This is a genomic window from Microbacterium sp. NPDC088619, from assembly GCF_044752825.1.
GTDB lineage: Bacteria > Actinomycetota > Actinomycetes > Actinomycetales > Microbacteriaceae > Microbacterium.
On record NZ_JBIVLZ010000001.1, the window covers coordinates 1,646,368 to 1,669,295 of the forward strand.

The window sequence follows — 22,928 nt, forward strand, 5'->3', positions numbered from 1 at the left end:
TACTCGTATCGATAGACTGCAGGCATGAACCTCGAGCAGCTCCGCGGGTTCGTCGAGGTCGCCCGCCTCGGCCACTTCACCCGCGCCTCCGAGCACCTGCACCTCGCCCAGCCGTCGCTGAGCCGACAGATCTCGACGCTGGAGCGCGAGCTCGGGGCCGAGCTCTTCCATCGGGCTCGCGGCCACATCGCGCTCACCTCCGCCGGCGAAGCGCTCCTCCCCCGCGCACAGCGGATGCTCGCGGAATCCGATGCCATCCGCGAGGAGATGGGCGAGCTCGCCGGCCTCCGCCGCGGGCGCGTCCGACTCGGCGCTCCTCCCACGCTCTGCATCAGTCTCGTCGCCGAGGCGATCAGCACCTTTCACGCCGCCCATCCCGGTGTCGACCTGCACCTCACCGAGAGCGGCTCACGACTGCTGGTCGACCAGCTCGCCGTCGGCGCGGTCGACATCGCACTCATCACCGAGTCGGAGGGTCCTCCGCCGTCGGGGTTCAGCCTGTCGCGGATGCCGCTGCTCACCGAGGAGCTCGTCGTGGTCTCCGCGGCATCCGAGCCCCCGGTGTCGTCGTCCTCGTCGATGAGCCTCGCTCACCTCGCCACCCTCCCCCTGATCGCCCTCGACGAGACCTATGAGCTGCGGGCGACGACGGATGCGGCGTTCCGCTCGGCCGGGTTGACTCCGAACTTCGTGCTCGAAGGTGCGGAGATGGATGCGGTGCTGCGCTTCGTCGAGCGCGGCGTCGGAGTCGCGGTCGTCCCGGCGATGGTGCTCCTCGATCAGCCGGCACTGCGGTCGGTGCGACTCACGCATCCGATGATGACCCGAACCGTGAGCCTCGCCCACCGCGCCGACGTCACCCCCGCGATCGCCGTCGCGGCGATGCGTCACGTGATCGTCGCGACGGCCGCCGAGGTCGCCAGACGCGACCCCGCGATCACGAGCCTGCTCGACTGACGCAGCTCAGCCGGCGAACACGCGCAGGAGCCGGACCACCAGCAGACTGACGGACATGATCAGTCCGAGGTAGGCCAGGCTGAGCCCGACGATGGCGGCGGCGCGGAACGCACCGTGACGCCGCACGGAGGCATGGCCGATCAGCGCGGCGGCCGCGGCGATCGCGATGGCGATGGCGATGAGGTACCCCACGATGCCGCTCGGCAGCACGAACAGCGACACGATCGCCAGGACTCCGCACACGAGGCCGATCACGTGCCACACCCGGTTGTTCTGGGCCTGCTCGGGAAGCGTCATGAGCACGAGCCTACCCAGCGGGGGCACCGTGCCTGAGCACCGCTCGACGACCGATGATCAGGCGTCCTCGTACTCGTCGGGCGACCACTCCTCGCGCCACTCGATGATCGGCCGGTCGCCGTCGAACCGGATCGGCAGCCAGACGTAATCGGCGATCGACGTGTCGACGTAGGCGAACTCCTCCATCGGCTCGTCGCTGTCCTTGCCGGGCCCGAAGTGCTCGATGAAGGCCTGACGGGCTCGATCGCCGTGGTCGAGATACCGCGGAAGCCAGCGGTCGGCGATGGCGATGTAGAGGTCCTTCTTGCCGGGATGCCGGAACACCGAGGAGATCTGCGAGTGGAACGACGTGCGCGAGTCGTCCTGCGGATGCAGGTCGCCGAGCACCTCGAAGGGGCCGTGATAGCTGCGCGAGACCGCCGACTCCGACGGGTTCGGGTAGTACCCCGTGGTGCCGGACGTCAGCAGGTAGTGCAGTCCGTGGCGCAGGAAATGGGCCGGCGCCTCGCGCACGTACGGCGGCTGCGGCTGCGGGAAGTGGGTCGAGTAGTACCCGGTGACGTCGGTGTAGTCGCTGGTGAGATCGGCGCAGATCATCTCGGAATGCACGCGCTCGAAGTAGTAGTACCCCTTGCCGTCGTGCGGGTCGACGACTAGATCGAAGTCGCCGGCGCTCATGTCGAGGGGCCGCAGCCAGGTGCGCTGGATCTCGTAGGGACCGAGGATGCTGTCGGCGGTGAGCACCGTCGAGCGCTGCACCGATCCCTTGGTCATCACCTTCACCCAGCACACGAACTTGCCCGTCTCGGCGTTGAAGATGATGTGCGGTCGATCGAGACCCTGCGACGGATGCAGCGGTGAAGACTCGTCCTCCTCGTCGGGCGGGATGATGACACCGCGGTCGTCCCAGTCGACGAGGTCGGTCGACGAGTAGCACCGCACGCCCCAGTGCCAGATGCCGCTGCCGGGGGTGGAGAACTCCTTGTTCTCGCCGTACCAGTAGTGCACCCCGTCGACCGTGAGCACCGAGCCGCCGTGGGCGTGGATGCGCTCGCCCTTGGTGTCGAGCCACACCTGCCCCGGTCGGATGTGCTGCTGTGTCATGCTGCTCCCTCATTCTCGAGAACGGGTTCTGGCCGGCGCCAACCGAAGAACGGACGTTCGGGATCGTCATCGACTGACCGGAACGCGGTGGTGAACGAGTGCGTCCCTGGTCCCACCGGGATCTCCTCCGTCGAACCCGGCAGCACCAGCACGCCGGTGGATGCTGCAGGCACCTCGACCTCGATCGACAGCTCCTCTCCGTCGCGACGCCAGGCGATGGCGGCCGTGCCGCGGACGCTGTCGTACCGCGCACTCGCATGTTCGAGACCGCCACCGGGGCGAGGCTCGAAGCGGATGCGCTCCCATCCCGGCGCGTCGGCGGCGAGCCCTGCGACCGCACGGTGCAGGAAGTCCGCGACAGCCCCGAGCGCGTAGTGGTTGAACGACGTCATGTCGCCCGGGTTGATCGACCCGTCCGGCAGCATGCTGTCCCACCGCTCCCAGATCGTCGTCGCCCCCATGCTGACCGGATACAGCCACGACGGCAGCTCATCCTGCAGCAGCAGGTGGTACGCGTAGTCAATGCTGCCGGCGCGCACGAGCGCGTCGCAGATGATCGGCGTGCCGACGAAGCCCGTCGAGATGTGGAACCCGCCGACCCCCACCAGCTCCTGCAGCCGGGCACCGGCACGCAGCACCTGGTCCTCGTTCTCGAAGAGCTCGAACACGAGCGCGACGGCGATCGAGGTCGGGGTATCGCTGACCACTCGGCCGCTGTCGCTGAGGAACTCGTCCTGGAAGGCGCGGGCGGCTCGGTCGGCGACCGTGCGGTAGTGCGCGGCATCCGCCTCCTCTCCCAGGAGCGCCGCGGTGTCGGCCAGGATCCGCGCCGTGCGCACGTGATAGGCGGTCGCCACGAGGTACTTGTCGGTGTGCGACTTGCCGGGATCCTCGGGCGGAGCGGTCGGGTCGAGCCAGTCTCCCAGCTGGAAGCCGGTGTTCCAGAGTCCGGTGTTTCCGGTGAGGTCGTCGACGAGATCGACCCAGGCGCGCATGCTCGGGTACTGGTCTGCGAGGATGCGCAGGTCGCCGTCGTTGCGGTACATCTCCCACGGCACGATCACGGCCGCGTCCCCCCAGGCCGCCGTCGGGAAGTTCGGGAAGCCGCACTCCACCCAGGGCACGAAGTTGGGCACGTGGCCCTGGTCGGCCTGCTCGAAGGCGAGGTCCCGCAACCAGCCGGTGAGGGTGCCGTGGGCCGCGAACAGCCGAAGCGCAGTCGGGGCGAACACCTGGATATCGCCGGTCCACCCGACGCGCTCGTCTCGCTGCGGGCAGTCAGTGGGCAGATCGACGAAGTTGTCGCGCATGCTCCAGACGACGTTCGAGTGCAGCTTGTCGAGTCCGTCGTTCGATGACTCGAACCAGCCGGTCGGACGCATACCCGTGTGGATCACCACAGCTTCGACGTCGCCCTCTCGAAGCTCGCCCGGCCAGTTCTCGAGCTCGGCGTACTGGAAGCCGTGGATCGTGAACCGGGGTGTGTAGGTCTCCTCAGCGAGGCCCGCGGCTGTGTACGTGTCGACCGAGGTCGCCGCACGAAGTGGCCGGGTGCCGAGCTCGCCGTTCTCGATGACCTCGGCGTGATGCAGGCGCACCGTGTGACCGGCATCCGCTCGAAGCCTGACGCGCAGGACACCCGAGATGTTCTGCCCGAAATCGAGACGGATGCGGCCGCTCGGCTGTCGTGTGGTCGATACCGGACGCAGAGTCTCGGTCTCCTGCACGGGCAGCGCGGTGGGCGGCTCGATCGCCGCGGGGAAGTCGGACCGAGGCAGCAGGGCTGCCGAGGACCAGTCGGAGGCGTCATAGCCGGGAGCCGACCAGCCGTCCTGCACGAGGCGCGCATCGAAGGCCTCTCCCTCATACAGCCCCACCTCGGTGATCGGCGACGGAGCAGCGCTCCATTCCAGCGGCACGTGATGGATCGTGCCGTCGGCGGTGGTCACCTCGAGCTGCGCGAGCAGCGCGACGTCGGATCCGTAGATGTCCCAGACACCGCCGTCGAAGCCGATGTGGCCGCGGTACCAGCCGTCGGCGAGCCACGCGCCGAGCACGTTCTCACCGCTGCGCAGCGCCGCGGTCACGTCATGGGTCTGATAGCGGATGCGATGGGTGTAGCTCGTCCAGCCTGGCGCCAGCACGTCGTCGCCGATGCGCTCGCCGTTGAGCTCGAGCTCGTAGACGCCGTGCGCCGTCGAGTAGATCCGCGCCCGGACGATGCCCTCGGGCAGCGCGCCCTCGGCGACGACGGCCCGCAGCAGATGGGCGGGTCGCGGCGTCGTGCGGTCGGCCACGACAGAGGGCGAGACGAAATCGACCTGCCAGTCGTCGCCGAGGCCGGCCTCGATCCTCATCGGCTCGCTCCAGGTGTCGGAGTCGACAGCGCGGACGCGCAGCTCTCCCCCGGCACGGGGAGCCAGGGATGCGAACGGCCACGGCACGAGCTGGGTCGAGGCGGTGCGCTCGACACGCGTGACGCCGTCGTCTGCGGTGAACTCCAGTTCGAACGCGGGGGCCGCGGCATCCGCCACGAAGGAGATCCGCGGCTCGGCTTCGCCGATCCCCAGGGTCTTGCCTGCGCGCCTGTTCTCCAGCCAGATCTCGATGATGTTCGTCATGTCAGCCCTTCACCGATCCTGCGGTCAGGCCCTTCATGACCTGCTGGTTGAGGAACACGTAGATGAGCAGCGTTCCGAGCACGTTGACCGAGATCGCGGCGAAGGTCGGCCCGTACTGCACCGCTCCGTACTCTCCGGTGAAGTTGAGCAGACCGACCTGGATCGTGCGCAGGTCGCTGCTGTTGGTGAAGGTCAGCGCGATGAGCAGGTCGTTCCAGAGGAAGAAGAACTGCACCAGGCCGATCGTGAACAGGGCGTTCTTGACCAGCGGGAGCCCGATCGAGAAGAACGAGCGGAAGATCGAGGCTCCGTCGAGCGTCGACGCCTCGAAGATCTCCCGAGGCACCGAGCGGAAGAACGTGGCCATCATGAAGACGGTCAACGGCATGCCCAGGGCGACATAGGTGATGATCAGCGGCCACAGCGTGCCGGTCATGTTCGTGCGGAAGTAGATCGTGAACAGCGGCAGGAGAATCATCTGCGCCGGCACCATGATTCCTGCGAGGAACAGCAAGAGGACCGTGCCCCTGCCCTTCCACACCATCACCTCGAGAGCGAAGCCGGCGGCCGTGCCGAACACGAGGATGATCGCCAGCGACGGGAACACCGCGATCACGCTGTTGACGATGTACTTGCCGAACTCGCCGGTGGTGAAGACCTCGATGTAGTTCACGATGTCCCACGACTGAGGGAGCGCCCAGAACGGCTCGTTGAGGAACTCGTTCTGGGTCTTGAACGAACCGAGGATCATCCACAGGATCGGGTAGACCTCGACGATCAGCAGCACGGCGATGAGCAGCCGGATCGGCAGCCGGCGGAAGAAGTCGCGTGCTCCCCGGCGGTTCGGGTCGACGTCGCGGCGGGTGGGCAGCGGGGTGCCCGTGACGATGGCGGTTGTCGCACTCACTGGTTCAGTCCTTCGTCAGATCGCGGCGGGTGGAGCGGAAGATGAAGACCGTGAACAGCAGGCACAGGATCGTCAGCATGAGGGCGATGGTGCTGCCGTACCCGTAGTCGCCGTAGGCGAATGAGGTGCGGAACATGTACAGGGTCAGCGGCGTCGTGGCATTGCCTGGTCCGCCGTTCGTCAGCGCGACCACGGTGTCGAACACCTTGAGCGTGCCGTTGATGCTGAAGATGATCGACGACAGCAGCACGGGCAGGGACAGCGGCAGGACGATCGTGCGGATGAGCTTCCATCCGGATGCCCCGTCGATGCGGGCGGATTCGATGAGCTCGTCGGGGATGTCGACGAGTCCGGCGTAGAGCAGCACGGCGTAGAAGCCCATCGAACGCCAGAGGTCCATCGCGATGATGACCCAGAACGATGCGTCGGGGGTGCCGAACCAGTCGAGGTTCTGCACGCCGAGGATGCCGAGGAACGAGTTCACCGGACCGACGGTCGGCGCCGCCTCGAACAGGCGCTGGAACAGCAGCGCGACCGCCACGGTGGGGAGCACCACCGGGAAGAAGACGATCGTGCGGATGATGCCCGACCCCTTGCGGAGCCAGAAGACGTACATCAGCGAGAGCAGGTAACCCACGATCACCTGCAGCGCCGTGAGGATGAGGGCGTATTTCAGCGTGAAGAAGATCGCGTCCCAGGCGGCCGGATCCTGGAAGAACTTCGCGAAGTTGGCGAACCCGTTGAAGGTGAAGCCGGTGATGGGGTTGCCGTCCTGCACCGTGTAGAACAGCGACCACACGATCGGGACGAGCATGACGAGCGAGTAGACGAGCAGCGCGGGTCCGAGCAGGACGAGGATGGCGCGCTTGTCACCGAGGACTTTGTGCATGGTGGATCTCCTGATGCGACGACGACGGTCCCGGGGCGGGCGGGCGCCCGCCCCGGGAGTGGGTCAGCCTTCGTCGTTGGCTGCCTGGACGAGCTTCATGAACTCTTCGCCGGAGAGGCTGCCGTTGGCGAGACCTGCACCGTTGTTCTGGCTGATGCCGGTGGCCTTGGGCGTGAAGAGCGCCTCGAACCAGAGGACACTGGACGGAGCGTTCGCGATCTCCTCCTGCACCATCTGGGTCGTCGGGGGCAGGTCGGTCGGCGGGTTGTCGACCACGAAGCCCGAGATCACTCCGCTGTCGTTGAGCGCGGTGTCGCCGTAACCCTCGGCGATGCACTTCAGCCAGGCGGCCGAGTCGTCGTCGTAGCTCTTCTCGGCGAGCATCACCGGGATGCCCACGTTGGCCGGGATCTGGTCGATGCTGCCTGCGCCGCCCTCGACCTCGGGGAACCGCGCGAAGCCGATGTTGTCGGCGCCGATCTGGTTCTGCGCCTCGTCGTTGAAGTTCGCGAGGACCCAGCTGCCCATGTAGTAGAACGCGGCCTTGCCCGACAGGAACAGGTTCATCGATGCGTTGTAGTCGATCGAGCCGACCGCGTCACCGAAGTATCCGGCCTTGCCGAGCTCGGCGACCGCGTCAGCGGCTTCGACGTACTCGGGGTCGGTCAGCTTGGCGTCGCCGTCAGCGACCTTCTGTAGAGCGTCGGGGCCGAGTGTGCGGAAGATGTAGTCACCGACGAGGCGCGTGACGGGCCAGCCGTCCTTCCCGGCGGTGGCGAACGGCTGCACACCGGCATCCTTCAGCGTGGAGGCGGCATCGACGAGGTCGTCCCAGGTCTCGGGCACCTCGACGTCATTCGCCTCGAGGAGCTCCTTGTTGTACCAGAAGCCCTCGATGTTGAACTCGGTCGGCAGGGCGTAGAGCGCTCCGTCGCCGTACAGCGCCTTGACCGTCGACTCGGCCGCGGGCACCAGTCGGTCCGAGACACCGAGGTCGTCGAGCGCCTTCGAGAGATCGAGCACTTTGCCGCCGTCGATGAACTCCGACATGAGCGCGGGCGTTCCGGCGGCCATCTGGATGTCGGAGAGTCCGTCCTGGCTCGCGAGCAGCTGGAGCTGCTGATCCCACTGCGTGCCCGAGATGTCATCGGACTTCAGCGGAGCGGCGTCCGCCGCGGCCTTGCACTGGTCTCCCGCGAGGGTCTCGAGCGTGGAGATGATCGTGGTGTTCTCGGTCTGTCCGAGATACGTGAACTCGCCGTCGCCGGCGCCGGACTCGGAGCCGGATCCCCCGGAGCTGCCTGAGCAGGCCGAGAGCGCGAGAGCTCCGACGCCGATGAGCGCGATTGCGGGGGCCAGGCGACGGGCGCGCCTCATTGCTGTGGTCACTGTTCCTCCTTGAAGAGCGACGCCTCTTTTGAAGCGCTTCATTCACACCATGCCATAGAAAAAAAGGCCCTGTCAAGAGAGTTACGCATCACAAATGAAGCGCTTCACGAATACTGATGCTCTAGAGTTGAAGAGCCAGGACCTGGCGAGGATGCCGAGGAGGATGACGTGACCGACACTCCCCCGTCTGGGCGCACGAAGCCCAGCATGGCTGACGTGGCCGCTCACGCGGGAGTCGCCCTCGGCACGGTGTCGAACACCCTCAACAATCCGGAGAAGGTGCGAGAGACGACCCGGCGGAAGGTGCTCTCATCGATCGCCGAACTCGGCTTCGTCCGCAACGACGCAGCCAGGTCTCTGGCCGCAGGGAGCAGCACCTCGGTGGGCCTGGTGCTCGCCGACCTCGGCAACTCGTTCTTCGTCGACATCGCCCGGGGTGCCGAGCGCGCGCTGCGCCGTCACAAGATGGACGTGCTGATCGTCAACTCCGACGTCGACCCCGACCGCGAGGTGCACAACCTCGAGCTTCTCGATCGTTCGCGCGTGGCCGGCATCATCCTCGCTCCACTCGACACCGCGCTCGCGAAGTCGCCTCATCCGGAGAATCGCACCACTCCGACCGTCCTGGTGAACTTCGAGTCACCCTCGCTCGCCTACCCCGGAGTCACCGTGGACGAGAGACACGGAGGCGCACTCGCCGCGTCGCACCTGATCGCACTCGGGCGCAGAAGGCTGCTGTTCGTGGGTGGACCGCGGTTCCTCACGGCAGTGAACCAGCGGTGGGAGGGCGCCGAGCAGGCGACTGCAGCCCACGCCGAAGCGCACATCGACATCCTCGAGACCCGAGGCGTCAACATCCGACACGGGCGGGATGCCGGGCGGCAGATCCTCGCGCGCGGCGCGGGCACCTATGACGCCATCGTCGCGGCATCCGATCTCGTGGCCATCGGGCTCATCCAGATCCTCAATGAGGTGCCCGGCTTCTCAGTGCCGGGCGACATCGCCATCACCGGCTACGACAACAACCACTTCGCATCCGAGAGCTCGATCCCGATCAGCACCGTGAGTCAGCCTGGCGAAGAGATGGGCGCCGTCGCGGCCGACCTGCTGCTGGAGCGCATCGCCGACCCCGCGGCTCGGGCGCGCAGCGTGACACTGGAGCCCCGCCTGCTCCCCCGCACATCCACCCTCGGCGAGATGTGGCGCAGGGACTGAGGCTCTGGGGCTGAGGCTCTCGGGCGCGATCTTGCCCCACACGCAACGCAAAACCCCCGCCGCTTTCGCGACGGGGGTTTCAGCTGATGTGCGCCCGAAGGGACTCGAACCCCTAACCTTCTGATCCGTAGTCAGATGCTCTATCCATTGAGCTACGGGCGCTCCTGGACCGCTCAGCGGGCCGTAGAACAGCCTACAACAGACGCGACGCGAAAGCGAAACGAGGGCTCACTCATCGCTGTCGGGCGTGTTCTGCTTCTTCTTCCGCTTCGCTTTCGCGCGCTGCAGAGACGACAGAGCCTGAAGATCGACGAGCCGCAGCGCCTGCATCCGCGCCTCGCGCATGCGCTCGTAATCGGGGTCCTGATCGGGCCGCATGCCTTCGACACGCAGCCGACGATCGAGGTTGTGCCGCACGTCGGCCCAGGCGCCCTCGCGGGCCTCCTCGACGATGACGCGCAACGCCGCCTCGTCTTCCATCATGTCGCGCAGCTTCGTCGCGACCCCGTGCGACTGCTTGGCCCGTCGACGCAGGTTGCGGACGTCGCGGTCTCGGTAGTCGTGAGTGCCAGACGGGTCGGAATGACGACCGCGAGCGCGCTTGCGCAGCTCGGTCAGGTTCCGCTCGACTTCTTCCGACTCCTCGGCCATCGCCCGCAGCGCTTCGCGCGCGTCGGCGATGTACTTGTCGGTGTCGAAGACGCCGTTCTCGGCGATCGTCCCGATGAGGATGTGATTCTTCACGGCGAGGCGCGCCGCAGCGGTCGCGATCGCAACGCCTTCGGCGATGGCATCCGCTGTTCGTCCCACCCCTACCTCCTTCCTTCGAGAGTACCGGTATCGCTCTGCGATGCAGTGGGCCAGAATGGATCGGAATCGGGTCTCCGCGACCTGCTCTACGACCGGCTGCTCTCCCGCTCGCCGCCAGGAGGGTGCAATGAAGCGTCTCACGCTCACCGGCAGCACGACGGTCATCACCGGCGCCGCCAGCGGGATGGGTGCCGACATCGCCCGTCTGCTCGCCCGCCGACGCGTGCACCTGGCACTCGTCGACCACAACCCAGACGGTCTCGCAGCCGTCGCAGCCGACCTCGAGGGCACCACGGTCACCACGCACGTCGTCGATCTGCGTGATGACGACGCCGTCTTCGCTGCGGCTGATGAGATCTCGGCGGCGCACCCGCGCGTGAACGCTCTGATCACCTGCGCAGGCTCGTCGATGCTCGGCGATCTCGAGCAGCTGACCATGGAGGAGATGCGCTGGCTGACCGATGTGAATCTCTGGGGGACCGTGTCGATCACGAAGGCGCTGCTCCCCGCTCTGTGTGCGGCGCCCGCGGCCCACATCACGCACCTTGCGAGCGTCTACGCACTGGCCGCACCCGCCGGACGCATCCCGTATTCTCTGAGCAAGTTCGCGGTGCGCGGGTTCTCGGAGGCGCTGCGGCACGAACTCGAGGACACTTCGGTGACAGTCGGAGCGGTCTACCCCGCCGGCGTGCGCACGGGCATCATCCTGCACGGGCGCTATGCCGCCGCGATCGACCCGGCGGTCGCGGCCCGCGCAGCGAACGCACAGGCAGCGATGTACCACACCGAGCCCGCGGATGCCGCGGCGCTGATCGTGCGGGCGACGGAGCGCCGCCGTGCGCGGACGATGGTCGGACGAGAGGCCCGTCTGATCGATGTGCTCACACGCCTCGCGCCGACGGGCTACTGGCGGGTCATGCGCCGCCCGCTGCGCGACGCCATCGACACGACCACGCCGATCGCCTGACTCAACGGACCGCGCCGACCCAGATCCCCGACGCCCACGCCTGCTGATCGCCGTCGCAGCCGACGGGCCCGGGGTAGCCGCGCACGACCGCCATGCAGTTCGCGAGGAACTCGGGATCCCCGCCGAAGGATGAGTAGTAGACGTCCGAGGAGGTCAGGGCTCCCCAGACCCGGAACTGGTAGATGTGGGCCAGCTCGTGCGCCATCGCCCAGTTCAGCTGGTCGACGCTCCAGTCCACGATGTCGGCACGATATTTGATGTAGCCGCTGCTGTTCGCGCACGCGGGCGCCGTGCCTCCCGCGCACGAGGAGGATTCGTAGAGGCCGACTCCCCCGCCGCCCACCCGGTCGAGAGCGGCGCGCACCCGCGCGAACCCATCGGGCCCGCTCGAAGACCATGCCGGACCCGACGGCGCCGCGTACTGCGCCGCCTCCCAGCTGCCGATGTCCTGCCCCACCCTGCCGATGAGGGCGTGCACGGTGGCGGTGGCGGCGACGACCGTGGCCGGGTCCTTCCGCTCCGCGAGCACGGACTGCTGAGCTGACATCGCTGCCGCCCGGTGCGCCGACGTGTCGATCTTGCCGTCGGCTCCCTCCATCGCATCCCGCAGCGCGGCGATCTCAGCGACGAACGCCGGCCGCGCCTCGAGCACGGCGGCGCGCGCAGCCGTGTCCTTCTCGGCGATCGCGATGGACCCTTCGAGGTGATCCGTGCGCATCTGCGCGGTGCGAGTCGACTGCGTGAGTGATTGCAGCTCGGCGATCACGGCCACCCTGTCTTCGTCGAGAGCGACGGCGCGAGCGACCACGCCCGCAGAGAGCATCAGTGCCGCGACCATGGCGACAGAGAGGATGCGCCGGATCACGGAGATCCCCTCATGGCAGGAGCCCCGAGGTGTCGGAGAGAAGCGTCTCCTGCTCGGCGATGGTCGTGCGCAGCGCGGTCAGCTGCTCGGCCAGAGAAAGGTTCGCCTCCCGCGCCTCGTCGAGACGCTCTTCGGCCTGCACGACGGCCGCCCTCGCCTCGGCGAGCGCATCCACTCGCTGCTGATCGGCGACCGCGATGAGCACCGTTCCGCCGAGGAGCAGGAGGCCTCCGGCGACGACGGCAACGCCTCTCATATCGCTCCCCAGGACACGACGACTTTCCGGAACGATTCCGTAGGGCCAATATATCCTCGCCCGAGATGACTCTCCAGACCGGTTGGCGGCCAGCCGGTGGCGACGAGAAGGCCACGGAGAGCAAAAGGATCAGGAACGCAAGCGGACCCCCCCATCGTTTAGTAGTCTCGTTCCGGCTCATGTTTGAGGGCCGGTACGGTTTCCGCATCGAGAAGCCGTTCGACTTCGTCAGCGTGTCACTCAAGGGAGCATGAGCTATCTGAGCTGATGCTGCCTGCAGTGAGGCGACCGGAGAAACGTGCCGGTCGCCCTACTCGTCTTGAAAGTCGTAGGTCGAGCGCCTAACGAGCTGTTCCCCACCAGGACTCAGCGAGTACGACACGGATACCTCGAGTTGCGCGATCTTCGAGACCTCGATGTCGGCCTCCGGCTGCGTCACGAAGTGAACTCCCTCCCCTCGATGCAGACGCACCGGCAGAGCAACGCCGTCAGTGTTCAGCGCGAAATCTTCATCCAGCACCAATGCATGATCCGAAACTTCGAGTGCCGATGAATAGCCGTCCTCGCGCTCGTCACCTTCTAGCAACCACAGCTCGTCGATGTGCGCTCCGTGCACGAAGACTGCGGCTCCGGTGGAAATCACCGAGACCCCGAGTGCGTGACCGTCGCCCTTCTCGTTAGCTCGCCAATTTGGGTAGACACCGAATTCGATATCGAGACCCGCTACGGACGCAGCTAGGGCGTCAGCAGCGATCTGGGCGGTCCGCTCCGCGCTCGCCGCCGATTCACGCGCTGAAATAGCCAGCCTTCTCGTGAGAACTGCATACCAAGCAGTTATGCCGACTAGGACCAGCGAACCAATGGCAGTGATCCAACTCTCCATCGCGCCCTCATTTCCGACTCATTCGCCGTATCGCGAGACGCATCACTGTGCTGCGATCCAGGTCCGTGCATCTTCGGCCGTGAACTGCCCGGATCTCGAGCGCAACTCGGCGCGTATAGCCTCCTTCAACGCGGTGTCGCGTCTTGCCGCGACGAGCAGTAGGAAGAGGGCCACGGTGTCCAAGACCAAGTTTCCGTCTTTTTTCACTACGGAGAGTTCGTCTTTACGGAGCAGATCGGTGGGCCGCTCACTAGGAGCGCGCCGAGCGAAGTGATTCGCAATCACCCAGTACTTCGGGATGGCGTCCCCAGGGTGCTCCTGAACGTACTTCGTCACGTACCGTTCCACGGTCATGAGCTTCGTCCCCCTGACCCCCTTTGTGGTGCCCGTTGCGTCGCCGATGACCATCCATGTGGGGTCCGACACGTCTCGGATCCGGTAGTCCTCGCGAGGCTCCTTTTCATGCCAGGTGGGGTCCATGTCTTCAACGTCGAAGCCGAGCTCTTCGAGTACTTTTAGCACTTGCTCCTGCAGCTCGAAATCCTGCCCGCCAAGCAGTATGCGCTCGGCCCGAGCCGTCTCGTCGCGAAGTTTTCCAAGTTCCGCCTCTATCCGCGCCTTCCGCTCGCGGTGCGCCGACCGCAGTTGCTCGAAGGACGCTACTTCCGCCGACAACTCATCCGCCTTCTGGAACTCAGCTGGAACCATCCAATCGTCCGCTTCATACCAATCTGGCGCGCCTCGATAGACATCTGGTTTCAGCTCGTGCCAAGACTTGAAGATGTGCTTGAACCAGGGCAAGAGGTCCGGGACGTCATCGGGAAGCAGCCACACAGGCGACCCTGGTGCACGATCGTAGTGAGCCGCGTAGACGAGTGAATCCGGCCCGAGAAGCAACGGCTTGAACTCGCCATACTCAACGGTGTTCTCGCCAGAGGGACTCGTAACGCGTAGCCCGAACTGATCGGAGCGTTCAGCCACGACGGGGACGAGCTGAGCCTTCACCAGGGCCGCGACCTCATCATCGAGACCATCCCCCATCACCGCCCTAGCCCCCACTGACTCCATCTCCGAGAGCTGCAACATCAGCTCTCCGGCGTCGCTGGCCGTGTAGTCACAAAATCCCTGGGTACGCGATTGGAGCACAACGACATAGAGGTGTTCCGGCACCCACCGGTTTAGATACGCCTTGCGGGGGCCACCGGGATACACCTTGCGACCGAGTCCACTCGACGTGATCAGCGCATCCCATTCGTCGAGGTGCACTTCGTCGATGTCTTCAACGACGCGCACGGTGCCAGCGAGATCTTCGAGGGCATCAACGGCCGCCGCCGCTTTGCTCCGTCCGGAGACGTGCACCAGAACCCGTGGCCGAGGTAGTTCATTCAAGTCGCGCATCACGATCTCAGAGTAGTTCGTACCTCCGTCGCGCTTCGGCGCACGGAGGCACCTCTGATACTCATGGTTACGAGACCGATATTGGGTGAGCCATGCGCGGCTTGTCGCGACGCTTCCAAGCCGATGCGAATCATCGGCGTATTCTCCTTCATCAGTCTCACCTAACAGGGTCTCTATGCGATGTTGCGCGGTAGCATCATCAGGATCTCCTTGCGAGCGGCCTGTTCGACCGACAGAACGCTCAGATCGAGTGGACCTGCTCGGTGAGTCGTCGTTCCGCGGCTTCCTGGCCACTGGCGAGGTGGCGGGGGATCATCCACCGGAGGGTGTCGGTGTCACGAGCCGCGACCGCTTCGAGGATCAGGCGGTGCTCCTCGGCCATCGCGAGCAGATCGTCGTGCTGCCCGAAGAGCCAGCGCAGGCGAGTGACGAACACCGCGATGAGTTCGCCGAGCATCTCGTTGCCTGCGAGTTCGGCAGAGATCTCGTGGAACTCGCCCGCCGCGATACGCGCGGCTTCGGTCTCACCGGCGGATGCTGCGGCGAACTCGCGCTCGTATGCGGCCCGAAGCCGCGCGATCCCCTCGTCGGTGTGCCGTTCGGCGGCGAAGACGAAGATCAGCGTCTCGATCGCCTCGCGGACCTCGCCGAAATCCCGGATGTCTCGATGCGTGAACTCTCGCACCACCGCCCAGCTCCTCGGCCGCGCGACGACCACTCCCTCAGCGACGAGGGTGCGGATCGCCTCGCGCACAGGCAGGCGCGACACGTTGAGCTCGGCTGCGATGTCCCGTTCGATGAGTCGGGATCCCGGGGCACGCCGACCGAGCACGATATCGTCGCGAAGAACGCGCGTCACCCGCACCGACTCGAGTTCGCCGGTAGTCCCCACCCCCACCATGTCGGAAGTATGTCACTCGCCGAACTGCCGGACAAGTTTGGTATCCCAACGGTACGCATATGTTACGTATCGGTCCGTCGACAGGCGACGGACAGGGAAGAGGGGCGGATGCCGCGGCATCCGCCCCTCTTCCCACGTGTCACGGCAGGCGGTTGGCGATCGCGAGGTTGGCCTTCAGCTCGTCGGCGTTCTGCCGCACGACGTATGCGGGCCGGTCGCGCTCGACGCGCCAGGACTCGCTGAGCGGTCCGACGTTGACCGTGTCGAAGCCGGCCTCGTCGTAGAAGCGGGTGACGAAGGCGACAGCCTCGGCGTCATCGCCGGATGTGGCGAGCGCGCGGCGATCGGCCGTGCCCGCCGGCGAGCCGTCGGTCGTGATGTCGGCCGCGAGGATGTGATTGAACGCCTTGGCGATGCGCGAGGTCGGCAGCTGCGCCTGCAGAAGCTCCGACGTGGTGGTCTCGCCGCGGTCGAGGGCGTCGATGTGCCCGTCGCGTTCGAAGTAGTAGTTGTTCGTGTCGAGCACGATCTTGCCCGCGAGCTGCTCGGCGGGCAGCTCGTCGATCTTGCCGAGGGGCACCGTGACGACCACGACGTCGCCTGCAGCCGCGGCGTCGACGGCAGTCGCGGCCGACGCTCGATCGCCGAGCTCCGCGACGAGGTCCGCAAGGGTCTCCGGGCCTCGCGAGTTCGCGATCACGACGTCATAGCCGTTGGCCACGGCGATCCGTGCGACCTGGCTGCCGATATGTCCTGCACCGATGATTCCGAGAGTAGTCATGCTCGGCCCAACGCGATCGAGGCGCTGCTATTCCCGATTCACGCCGCGTGACGCCGATCACACCGAGAGCAGGAAGCGCTCCTCGACCCGGCGATAGCCGAGGCTCTCGTAGAGGCCGATCGCCGAGGTGTTGAAGCCGAAGACATGGAGCCCGATCGAGTCGGCGCCCAGCCGTGCCGCCTCGTGCTCGGCCGCCAGCATGAGGTCGCGACCGTACCCTTTACGACGCTGATCCTCCGCGATCTCGATGTCGAGGATGAACGCATGCGGGTGGCCTCCTCGTCGACGGATGCCGATCCAGAGCACTCCGACCTCGCCGCCGTCGACATCGGCGGTGAACAGCTCCTGTCCCTCCGAGTCGACGCCGTCAGGGAGCTCTAGCTGCATCTGCCGATGCGACTCGACCGCTGCGTCCTCCGCCGAGTATCGGCCGGACGCCGCGAGATCCTCGGCGAAGGCCGCTTCAGATGCCACAGCGAAGCTCGTGAAGCGCTCCGGCGTCATCGGTGTCACGACGAGGCCCCCGGGCGCGCGAGACGAGCGAGACGGGAGCGGTTCGAGGAGCATCTGGATCGACGCGACCTCGAACCCTCGCCCCTCGACGAAAGCTCGGCCCGCCGCATCCGAAGAGTGCAGAGCGACGCTCAGTCGACCGACCTTCTGCCTGCGGGCCAGCGACCGAAGCTCGTCGAGGAGGGCGTCGAGCTGTCGTCGACTCGGGTCGACCACGAACGCGAGATCGACGATGAACAGCACGCCGTTGTTGGCGGCGAGCCAGACCGTGCCGATGCGGGTATCGCCGTCATCGATCGTGAGGATGAGCGACGTCTCGGTCTCGTGCCCTGCCGAGAGCAGCTCGGCGAGGACGCCGTCGACGTGCGAGACCGCATCCTCGCCGACGAGCATCCCCGACTCCTGCCGCAGCGTCACCAGGCGCGCTCGGGTGGTCTCGAGCCAGTCGCCGAAGCGGTCTGCGCTGAGCGGAGTCAGATCAAGAGGCATGAGTCCATCCTGCACCTCGCGGCATCGGCGATCACGCCTTGTGGAGTGCGTCCTCCACCGCGACCCACGCCAGCATGGCGCACTTCACTCGTGCCACGTAGCGCGAGACGCCCCCGAGGGCGGCGGCGTCTCCGAGCAGCTCCTCATCCGGTTCGATCTTGCCCCGCGAGCGCATCGCCTCTCGGAACGCGGCGATGCGGATCTCGAGCTCGTCGACCGTGAGCCCCTCGGCGAGCTCGGCGAGCAGAGACGCGGATGCCTGCGAGATCGCGCAGCCGTGCCCCTCCCACGCGATCGCCTCGATGCTGCCGTCGCCGGCTCGGTGCACCTGCAGGGTGACCTCATCGCCGCAGGTCGGGTTCACCTGATGCGACTGCGCGGCGATCTCGTCGCGCAGTCCGAACCCGTGCGGGGTGCGGGAATGGTCGAGGATGAGTTCCTGATACAGGTTCTGCAGGTCGCTCATGCGCCCCTCCGGAAGAAGTCGATCGCACCCTGGACGCCGTCGATCACGGCCTCGATCTCGGCATCGGTCGTGTACAGATACGTGCTCGCCCTCGTCGACGAGGTGATGCCCAGTCGACGGTGCAGCGGCTGTGCACAGTGGTGTCCCACGCGCACTGCGATGCCGCGGTCGTCGAGGAACTGCCCCACGTCGTGAGAATGGATGCCGTCGACGTCGAAGCTCGCGAGTCCCACGCGCGGAAGGTCGATGCCGGCGCCGAGCACACGCACCCCGTCGATGGCCGTGAGACCCTCGACGAGTCGTCTGCCGAAGGCGGCTTCATGCGCGGCGATCCGCGGCATCCCCACCGCGGTCAGGTAGTCGATCGCTGCGGCGAGCGCGACCGCCTGCGAGACCCGCTGGGTGCCGGCCTCGAATCGCTGCGGCGGCGGCAGATAGGCGGCTTCCGTCGTGGTGACCGTCGTGATCATCGAACCGCCCGTGAGGAACGGGGGCATGGCCTCGAGCAGTTCACGGCGACCGTAGAGAGCGCCGATGCCCGTGGGGCCGAGCATCTTGTGTCCGGACAGCACGGCGAAGTCGACGTCCAGCGCGCGCACGTCGAGCGGCAGATGAGGTGCGGACTGACAGGCGTCGAGCACGACCATCGCGTCGACCGCGTGTGCCAGGGCGACGAGCTGCTCGACGGGATTGATCACCCCGAGCACATTCGACACATGCGTGAACGCGACGAGCTTCGTACGCTCGTTGATCAGCTCGCCGGCGACGTCGAGGCGCAGAGCGCCGTCATCGTCGAGCGGGATCACCCGCAGGGTCGCCCCCGTGCGGGCCGCGAGCTCCTGCCACGGGATGAGGTTCGCGTGATGCTCCATCTCGGTGGTGACGATCTCATCGCCCTCACGCAGACGGAGACGCTCGGCAGCCGCTCCCCCGCGTCCGAGCGACGCGTTCGAGAGCGAGTAGGCGATGAGGTTGAGCGCCTCGGTGGCGTTGGACGTCCACACGATCTCGCCCTCGTCAGCACCGACGAATCGGGCGACGGTGGCACGGGCATCCTCGAACACCTCGGTGGCTTCGGCGGCCAGGGTGTGCGCACCGCGATGCACGGCGGCGTTCAGCGTCGACGCGAACTCGCGTTCGGCGTCGAGCACGGCGAACGGACGCTGCGAGGTGGCACCGGAATCCAGATACGTCAGGCGGTGTCCGTTGACCTCGGCACGCAGAATCGGGAAGTCCGCACGGAGGCGCCGCACCTCGGCGTCTGTCAGAGGGCCACCCCCTCGCGGGGCGATCACGTCGGACTCGCGGGAGATGCTCATCCTTCTAGCTTCTCATCTGACGCACCCCCACGGGGCGCCCTCCGGGTGCCGGTCGGCGGTCAGGGCACCACGAGGATGTGATCCGTATCCGCGAATCCGAAGGTCCCCGTCACGGGGTCGACGTAGCGCAGCGTGACCTGATGCAGTCCTGGCCGGACGTCGACGAACGACACGACAGCTGAAGAGCCGGTGAGCAGTACCGTCGATGCCGGGTTCCCATCGAGGGCGATGGAGACCGTCGAGCCGGCGATACCCCGAAGATCGAGCGAGAGATCATCCCGTCTGCCGTCACCATCGGAATCCGTGCGCGAGATGACTCCGTCCGAATCTTCGCCGAGTCCTGGGACGGCGAAGTAGACGCGTCCCGTCGGCTCGCTCACCGTCTGCTCTCCCGTGGTCGGGGAGGTGTGACGCATCGAGATGGAGATGCCCTGGTGAAGCGAATCGAAGCCGGGGCGCACCGAGAACGTGCCCGCTGCGTCCACCACCGTCGTGGCGATCACGCGGCCCGTCTCGTCGACGATCTCGACGGCTGCACCGGGCGTCCCTGTGCCGATGACCATCGGCGGAACGGCTGCACTCGGCAGGATGTTCCAGGAGACCGTCGCTGGCGAGGCGACCGGATCCACGACGGGCGGCTCCACGACCGGAGGCTCCAGGACCGGGGGCTCGACAACGGGCGGCGCCTCCACCGGTGGGTCCACGACCGGAGGCTCGACGACGGGGGGCTCGACAACCGGAGGGTACGCAACGGGCGGCACCGCAGCCGGAGGCACGGCAACCGGAGGCTCCACAACCGGAGGTACCACAACGGGTGGCGCCACAACCGGGGGGTCGACGACGGGAGGCTCGACAACCGGCGGGTCGACAACAGGAGGCTCGACAACCGGCGGGTCGACAACAGGAGGCTCGACAACGGGCGGCTCCACGACCGGCGGATATACCACCGGCGGCACCACCACCGGAGGCACCTCAACCGGAGGCAGCTCAACCGGAGCCTCAGGAGCTGGAGTCCGCGGGCCGTCGACCGGCGGTTGTTCGGCCGGGGTCGACGGAGGCCGGATCTCCGGATGGGATCCGTCTTCGCCGGAGGGCGACGGCTGGGTCTCCCCCACCGGCGTTTCGGGTTCGACGACCGTGTCGTCGACATCCTCGTGATCGGGCTGCGTCTCACGAACCGGCGCGGGCGGCCGCTCCAGCTCGACGCGGGTCTCCGGTTCGACCGGGGGCACCGTCACGGCGGGCGTCTCCGTCGATTCGGGCGACGCGATCGGAGCCGGCGATGCGACGACGAGCGCGGACGGAGGAGCCGATGACTCGCCGGCATCCGGGGAACCGGCAGGGGCCAGCTGGGCGGCGACCGCCGCAACCGCTACCACCGCCGTCGCGGCAGCGACGGTTCCGCCGACGACCAGCCAGCGTGGGGTGGGTCGTGGCATCCAGCCCGTCGCAGTGGCCGCCATGGCGGGTGCCGGAGACCCGGCTGAATATGCTGCCGCCGCCGGTCCGCCGAGGATCACCGGCAGCAGAACCGCCCGCAGCTTCGACGAAGCCTGCTCGATCTCGGCGCTGGCCATCGTGCATCGCGCGCAGCGTTCGAGGTGCGCGTCGAAGCGCGCACGGTCCGCGCGCGCCACATGCCGCTTCCTGCCCTGCGCCACGATGCGTTCGCAGGCCCACCGGCATTCCGGCTCGCGCCTCGCCTCTGCGATGTGGGCGTGAAGCCAGGCGATCTTGAAGCCCTCACGAGCCCGCGCCGCCAGAACCGAGACGGCGTTGGGTGTCATGCCCATGAGCGGCGCGATCTCACGCGGCTTCATCCCCTCGACCTCGAGGTACCACAGCAAGGTGCGCCAGCGCTCCGGCAGATCCTTGAACGCCGCCGTCAGCAGCGCCTTGTCAGACAGCAGGTCGAGAGAGTCGTCTGTGTGCTCAGCCGGCAGCTCTTCGATGTACTCGAGTGCGACGACGTCCTTCTGCTTGCCTCCCCAGGTGGCCGCGGCACTGCGCACGGCCGCGAAGATGTAGGGACGGAACGCATCGGTCGGGCCGCCGCCGTTGCGGATCGCACTGAAGGTCTTGGCGAAGGCCTCGCTCACGAGGTCCTCCGGATCGATCGAGCTCGTGATCGAACGCGCGGCGCGGAGTGCGGCCGGGGAATGACGATCCCAGAGCACGCCGAACGCGCCGCTGTCCCCCGCTCGCGTGGCGAGGACGAGCTCGTCATCGCTCGTCTCGGGGTCGATCCTCGTGCGGACGATCGTGTTCGAGGACCTCGTCATGATCGCCCTTCCGGATCGGCGGGAGGCGCAGCACGGTCGTGGACGATCACATAGAGCTTGCGCAGTGGCTCATGCAGCTCCCACCGCCCCGTCCACCCGGTCGGCATGATGATGGTGTCTCCCGCATGGAGCTCGATCGGATCCGCACCGTCGGTGTGCAACGTCGCCCGGCCGGCGAGGATCTGGCAGATCTCCGAATACCCGTCGCGCTGAGCCGGAAACTCGCCCTGGGTGCCCTCCCAGACACCGACCTCGAGGCCGTTCGCGCTGTCGACGTAGTCCTCCCGCTCCGCCTCCTGGAGCCCGGGGGTCAATGCGGTCGCCCGGCCGGCCCATGGCCCGAGCGGCAGAGTCGCCGGAGACGTCAGGTGCACCGCCCGCACCGCCTCAGCACGGGCGCCGACATCGAGCGCGTTCACGAGCCCACCTCGGCGGTGCCGGCGGCGAGGGTCGCTGTCGCGGACTCGAGACGCACGTTCGCTGTGTCCGACAGCATGCGGGGGATGTCGTCGACACGCGTCGCCCCGAGGAAGCCCATCACCGTGAGGAGCTCGTCGTGGAGCACCTCGAACGCGTGCTCCACCCCGGACTGCGCTCCGGCGGCGAGGCCCAGGGCGAACGGACGACCCGCTGCCGCGGCGTCGGCACCGAGGGCGAGCGCCTTCGCGATGTCGGAGCCGCGTCGCATCCCGCCGTCGACGATCACCGCAGCGCGATCGTCCACCGCATCCACGACTCGCGGAAGCGCCTCGATCGTCGCCTGCTGGCCGTCGAACTGGCGACCGCCGTGATTCGACACGAATACGCCGTCGGCACCGTGGTCCACGGCCAGCCGCGCATCCGCGGGGGTCATGATGCCCTTGACGACGATGTTGCCGTTCCAGGTGCTGCGAAGTCGGGCGATGTCGTCCCACGTCGCTGTCTGGTTCTCGTTGCGTTCCATCCAGCTCTCCATCTCGCGCATGCGGATGGCCCTGCCGTCGATGCGGTAGTTGCCCCACGTCATCGAGCGTCCGAGCAGCCACCGCATCACCCAGCCGGGATGAAGTGCGGTGTTCACGACATCGCGCAGTGGCGGCCGCGGGGGCATGCCGGTTCCGTGTCTGAGGTCCCTGTCGCGCTTGCTCGACACGGCGACGTCGCCGGCGACGACGAGAGTGTCGACTCCCAGCGCCTGTGCACGGTCGATGTGGCGCCGTGTCTCGGCAGCGTCGTTCCAGAACGCGATCTGCGCCCACACCCGCCCCGGGGCGACATCCGTCACCTCGTCGAGCGAGCAGCCGGACCAGGGGCTGTGCACGAAGACACTTCCTGAGGTCGCGGCTGCCCGCGCGATGGCCACGTCGGCGTCGGGGTGGCATACCGTCAGAAGGCCCATGGGGGACACGACCAGGGGAAGGTCGAGTCGGGTTCCGAGGATGCGGGTCGTCGCGTGGCGCTGCGAGGTGTCGACGAGCACCCGCTGGGGAAGCAGATGCGCGTCGAGCGCCTCACGGTTGCGTCGAAGGGTGAGCTCGTCGAGGGCTCCCCCCTCGATGAAATCGAAGACCATGGCCGGCAGACGTCGCCTGGCACGGCTCCTGAGGTCTTCGATGCTGTGGATGTTTCGCACGTCGTGC

Annotated in this window: 22 protein-coding genes and 1 tRNA gene; 3 read left to right on the top strand and 20 right to left on the bottom strand. The window is 67.1% G+C overall.

Features of this window, described 5'->3' with window-relative positions; all coding sequences use genetic code 11:
- The first annotated feature begins 24 nt into the window (after nucleotides 1-24).
- Complete coding sequence (locus tag ACIP5T_RS08165; RefSeq protein WP_400862167.1) at nucleotides 25-957, top strand: LysR family transcriptional regulator; 933 nt, start codon at nucleotides 25-27, stop codon at nucleotides 955-957.
- Between the two features lie 6 nt (nucleotides 958-963).
- Here ACIP5T_RS08165 and ACIP5T_RS08170 read toward each other — a convergent pair whose 3' ends face one another.
- The 6 genes from ACIP5T_RS08170 to ACIP5T_RS08195 all read right to left on the bottom strand — a co-directional run bounded on the left by ACIP5T_RS08170 (nucleotide 964) and on the right by ACIP5T_RS08195 (nucleotide 8,164).
- Nucleotides 964-1,254, bottom strand: a complete 291-nt coding sequence (locus ACIP5T_RS08170) for a hypothetical protein (RefSeq protein ID WP_400862168.1) — start codon at nucleotides 1,252-1,254, stop codon at nucleotides 964-966.
- 57 nt (nucleotides 1,255-1,311) lie between these two features.
- Complete coding sequence (locus ACIP5T_RS08175; RefSeq protein ID WP_400862170.1) at nucleotides 1,312-2,358, bottom strand: family 43 glycosylhydrolase; 1,047 nt, start codon at nucleotides 2,356-2,358, stop codon at nucleotides 1,312-1,314.
- Nucleotides 2,355-4,979 carry a family 78 glycoside hydrolase catalytic domain gene (locus ACIP5T_RS08180; protein WP_400862172.1) on the bottom strand — a complete coding sequence of 875 codons (2,625 nt, stop codon included), beginning with the start codon at nucleotides 4,977-4,979 and terminating at the stop codon, nucleotides 2,355-2,357. Before ACIP5T_RS08180 ends, ACIP5T_RS08175 begins: the two co-directional genes overlap by 4 nt.
- Nucleotide 4,980: 1 nt before the next feature.
- Nucleotides 4,981-5,886: a carbohydrate ABC transporter permease gene (locus ACIP5T_RS08185; RefSeq protein WP_400862174.1), complete on the bottom strand. Its 906-nt coding sequence runs from the start codon at nucleotides 5,884-5,886 to the stop codon at nucleotides 4,981-4,983.
- A 4-nt stretch (nucleotides 5,887-5,890) separates the two neighbouring features.
- Nucleotides 5,891-6,775 (bottom strand): carbohydrate ABC transporter permease, encoded by an 885-nt coding sequence (locus tag ACIP5T_RS08190; protein WP_400862176.1) that lies wholly within the window; start codon nucleotides 6,773-6,775, stop codon nucleotides 5,891-5,893.
- Between the two features lie 63 nt (nucleotides 6,776-6,838).
- Nucleotides 6,839-8,164: an extracellular solute-binding protein gene (locus ACIP5T_RS08195; RefSeq protein ID WP_400862178.1), complete on the bottom strand. Its 1,326-nt coding sequence runs from the start codon at nucleotides 8,162-8,164 to the stop codon at nucleotides 6,839-6,841.
- A gap of 168 nt (nucleotides 8,165-8,332) precedes the next feature.
- Between ACIP5T_RS08195 and ACIP5T_RS08200 the strand changes: the two genes are divergently transcribed.
- On the top strand, nucleotides 8,333-9,379 hold the full coding sequence (locus ACIP5T_RS08200; protein WP_400862180.1) for a LacI family DNA-binding transcriptional regulator: 1,047 nt from the start codon (nucleotides 8,333-8,335) through the stop codon (nucleotides 9,377-9,379).
- Between the two features lie 89 nt (nucleotides 9,380-9,468).
- On the opposite strand, the gene ACIP5T_RS08205 is transcribed toward ACIP5T_RS08200, so the two are convergent.
- A tRNA-Arg gene (locus tag ACIP5T_RS08205) sits at nucleotides 9,469-9,541 on the bottom strand.
- A gap of 66 nt (nucleotides 9,542-9,607) precedes the next feature.
- On the bottom strand, nucleotides 9,608-10,189 hold the full coding sequence (locus ACIP5T_RS08210; protein WP_400862182.1) for an asparagine synthase: 582 nt from the start codon (nucleotides 10,187-10,189) through the stop codon (nucleotides 9,608-9,610).
- 127 nt (nucleotides 10,190-10,316) lie between these two features.
- Here ACIP5T_RS08210 and ACIP5T_RS08215 point away from each other — a divergent pair, with 127 nt between their 5' ends.
- Nucleotides 10,317-11,156 (top strand): SDR family NAD(P)-dependent oxidoreductase, encoded by an 840-nt coding sequence (locus tag ACIP5T_RS08215; protein WP_400862184.1) that lies wholly within the window; start codon nucleotides 10,317-10,319, stop codon nucleotides 11,154-11,156.
- Nucleotide 11,157: 1 nt separating this feature from the next.
- On the opposite strand, the gene ACIP5T_RS08220 is transcribed toward ACIP5T_RS08215, so the two are convergent.
- The 12 genes from ACIP5T_RS08220 to ACIP5T_RS08275 form a co-directional block, all read right to left on the bottom strand.
- Nucleotides 11,158-12,021, bottom strand: coding sequence for a hypothetical protein (locus ACIP5T_RS08220; RefSeq protein ID WP_400862185.1), 864 nt, complete (start codon nucleotides 12,019-12,021; stop codon nucleotides 11,158-11,160).
- A 10-nt stretch (nucleotides 12,022-12,031) separates the two neighbouring features.
- Nucleotides 12,032-12,277 carry a hypothetical protein gene (locus ACIP5T_RS08225; protein ID WP_400862187.1) on the bottom strand — a complete coding sequence of 82 codons (246 nt, stop codon included), beginning with the start codon at nucleotides 12,275-12,277 and terminating at the stop codon, nucleotides 12,032-12,034.
- Between the two features lie 310 nt (nucleotides 12,278-12,587).
- On the bottom strand, nucleotides 12,588-13,160 hold the full coding sequence (locus ACIP5T_RS08230) for a hypothetical protein (RefSeq protein ID WP_400862189.1): 573 nt from the start codon (nucleotides 13,158-13,160) through the stop codon (nucleotides 12,588-12,590).
- Nucleotides 13,161-13,202: 42 nt separating this feature from the next.
- Nucleotides 13,203-14,561 carry a hypothetical protein gene (locus ACIP5T_RS08235; RefSeq protein WP_400862191.1) on the bottom strand — a complete coding sequence of 453 codons (1,359 nt, stop codon included), beginning with the start codon at nucleotides 14,559-14,561 and terminating at the stop codon, nucleotides 13,203-13,205.
- A gap of 238 nt (nucleotides 14,562-14,799) precedes the next feature.
- Entirely contained in the window at nucleotides 14,800-15,459 is a 660-nt protein-coding gene (locus ACIP5T_RS08240) for a GntR family transcriptional regulator (RefSeq protein WP_400862193.1), read from the bottom strand.
- A 139-nt stretch (nucleotides 15,460-15,598) separates the two neighbouring features.
- Nucleotides 15,599-16,240 carry an NADPH-dependent F420 reductase gene (locus ACIP5T_RS08245; RefSeq protein WP_400862194.1) on the bottom strand — a complete coding sequence of 214 codons (642 nt, stop codon included), beginning with the start codon at nucleotides 16,238-16,240 and terminating at the stop codon, nucleotides 15,599-15,601.
- Nucleotides 16,241-16,297: 57 nt separating this feature from the next.
- Nucleotides 16,298-17,242: a GNAT family N-acetyltransferase gene (locus tag ACIP5T_RS08250; RefSeq protein ID WP_400862195.1), complete on the bottom strand. Its 945-nt coding sequence runs from the start codon at nucleotides 17,240-17,242 to the stop codon at nucleotides 16,298-16,300.
- Nucleotides 17,243-17,273: 31 nt separating this feature from the next.
- Nucleotides 17,274-17,708, bottom strand: coding sequence for a Fe-S cluster assembly sulfur transfer protein SufU (gene sufU, locus ACIP5T_RS08255; protein WP_400862197.1), 435 nt, complete (start codon nucleotides 17,706-17,708; stop codon nucleotides 17,274-17,276).
- Nucleotides 17,705-19,027 carry a cysteine desulfurase gene (locus tag ACIP5T_RS08260; RefSeq protein ID WP_400862199.1) on the bottom strand — a complete coding sequence of 441 codons (1,323 nt, stop codon included), beginning with the start codon at nucleotides 19,025-19,027 and terminating at the stop codon, nucleotides 17,705-17,707. The genes sufU and ACIP5T_RS08260 overlap by 4 nt, the downstream gene beginning before the upstream one ends.
- A gap of 59 nt (nucleotides 19,028-19,086) precedes the next feature.
- Nucleotides 19,087-21,309 carry a sigma-70 family RNA polymerase sigma factor gene (locus tag ACIP5T_RS08265; protein ID WP_400862201.1) on the bottom strand — a complete coding sequence of 741 codons (2,223 nt, stop codon included), beginning with the start codon at nucleotides 21,307-21,309 and terminating at the stop codon, nucleotides 19,087-19,089.
- Entirely contained in the window at nucleotides 21,306-21,728 is a 423-nt protein-coding gene (locus ACIP5T_RS08270) for a cupin domain-containing protein (RefSeq protein ID WP_400862203.1), read from the bottom strand. Before ACIP5T_RS08270 ends, ACIP5T_RS08265 begins: the two co-directional genes overlap by 4 nt.
- The gene (locus ACIP5T_RS08275; RefSeq protein WP_400862205.1) at nucleotides 21,725-22,921 is read right to left on the bottom strand and encodes an alpha-hydroxy acid oxidase; all 1,197 of its coding nucleotides are present in this window, start codon (nucleotides 22,919-22,921) and stop codon (nucleotides 21,725-21,727) included. Before ACIP5T_RS08275 ends, ACIP5T_RS08270 begins: the two co-directional genes overlap by 4 nt.
- Nucleotides 22,922-22,928: the final 7 nt, after the last annotated feature.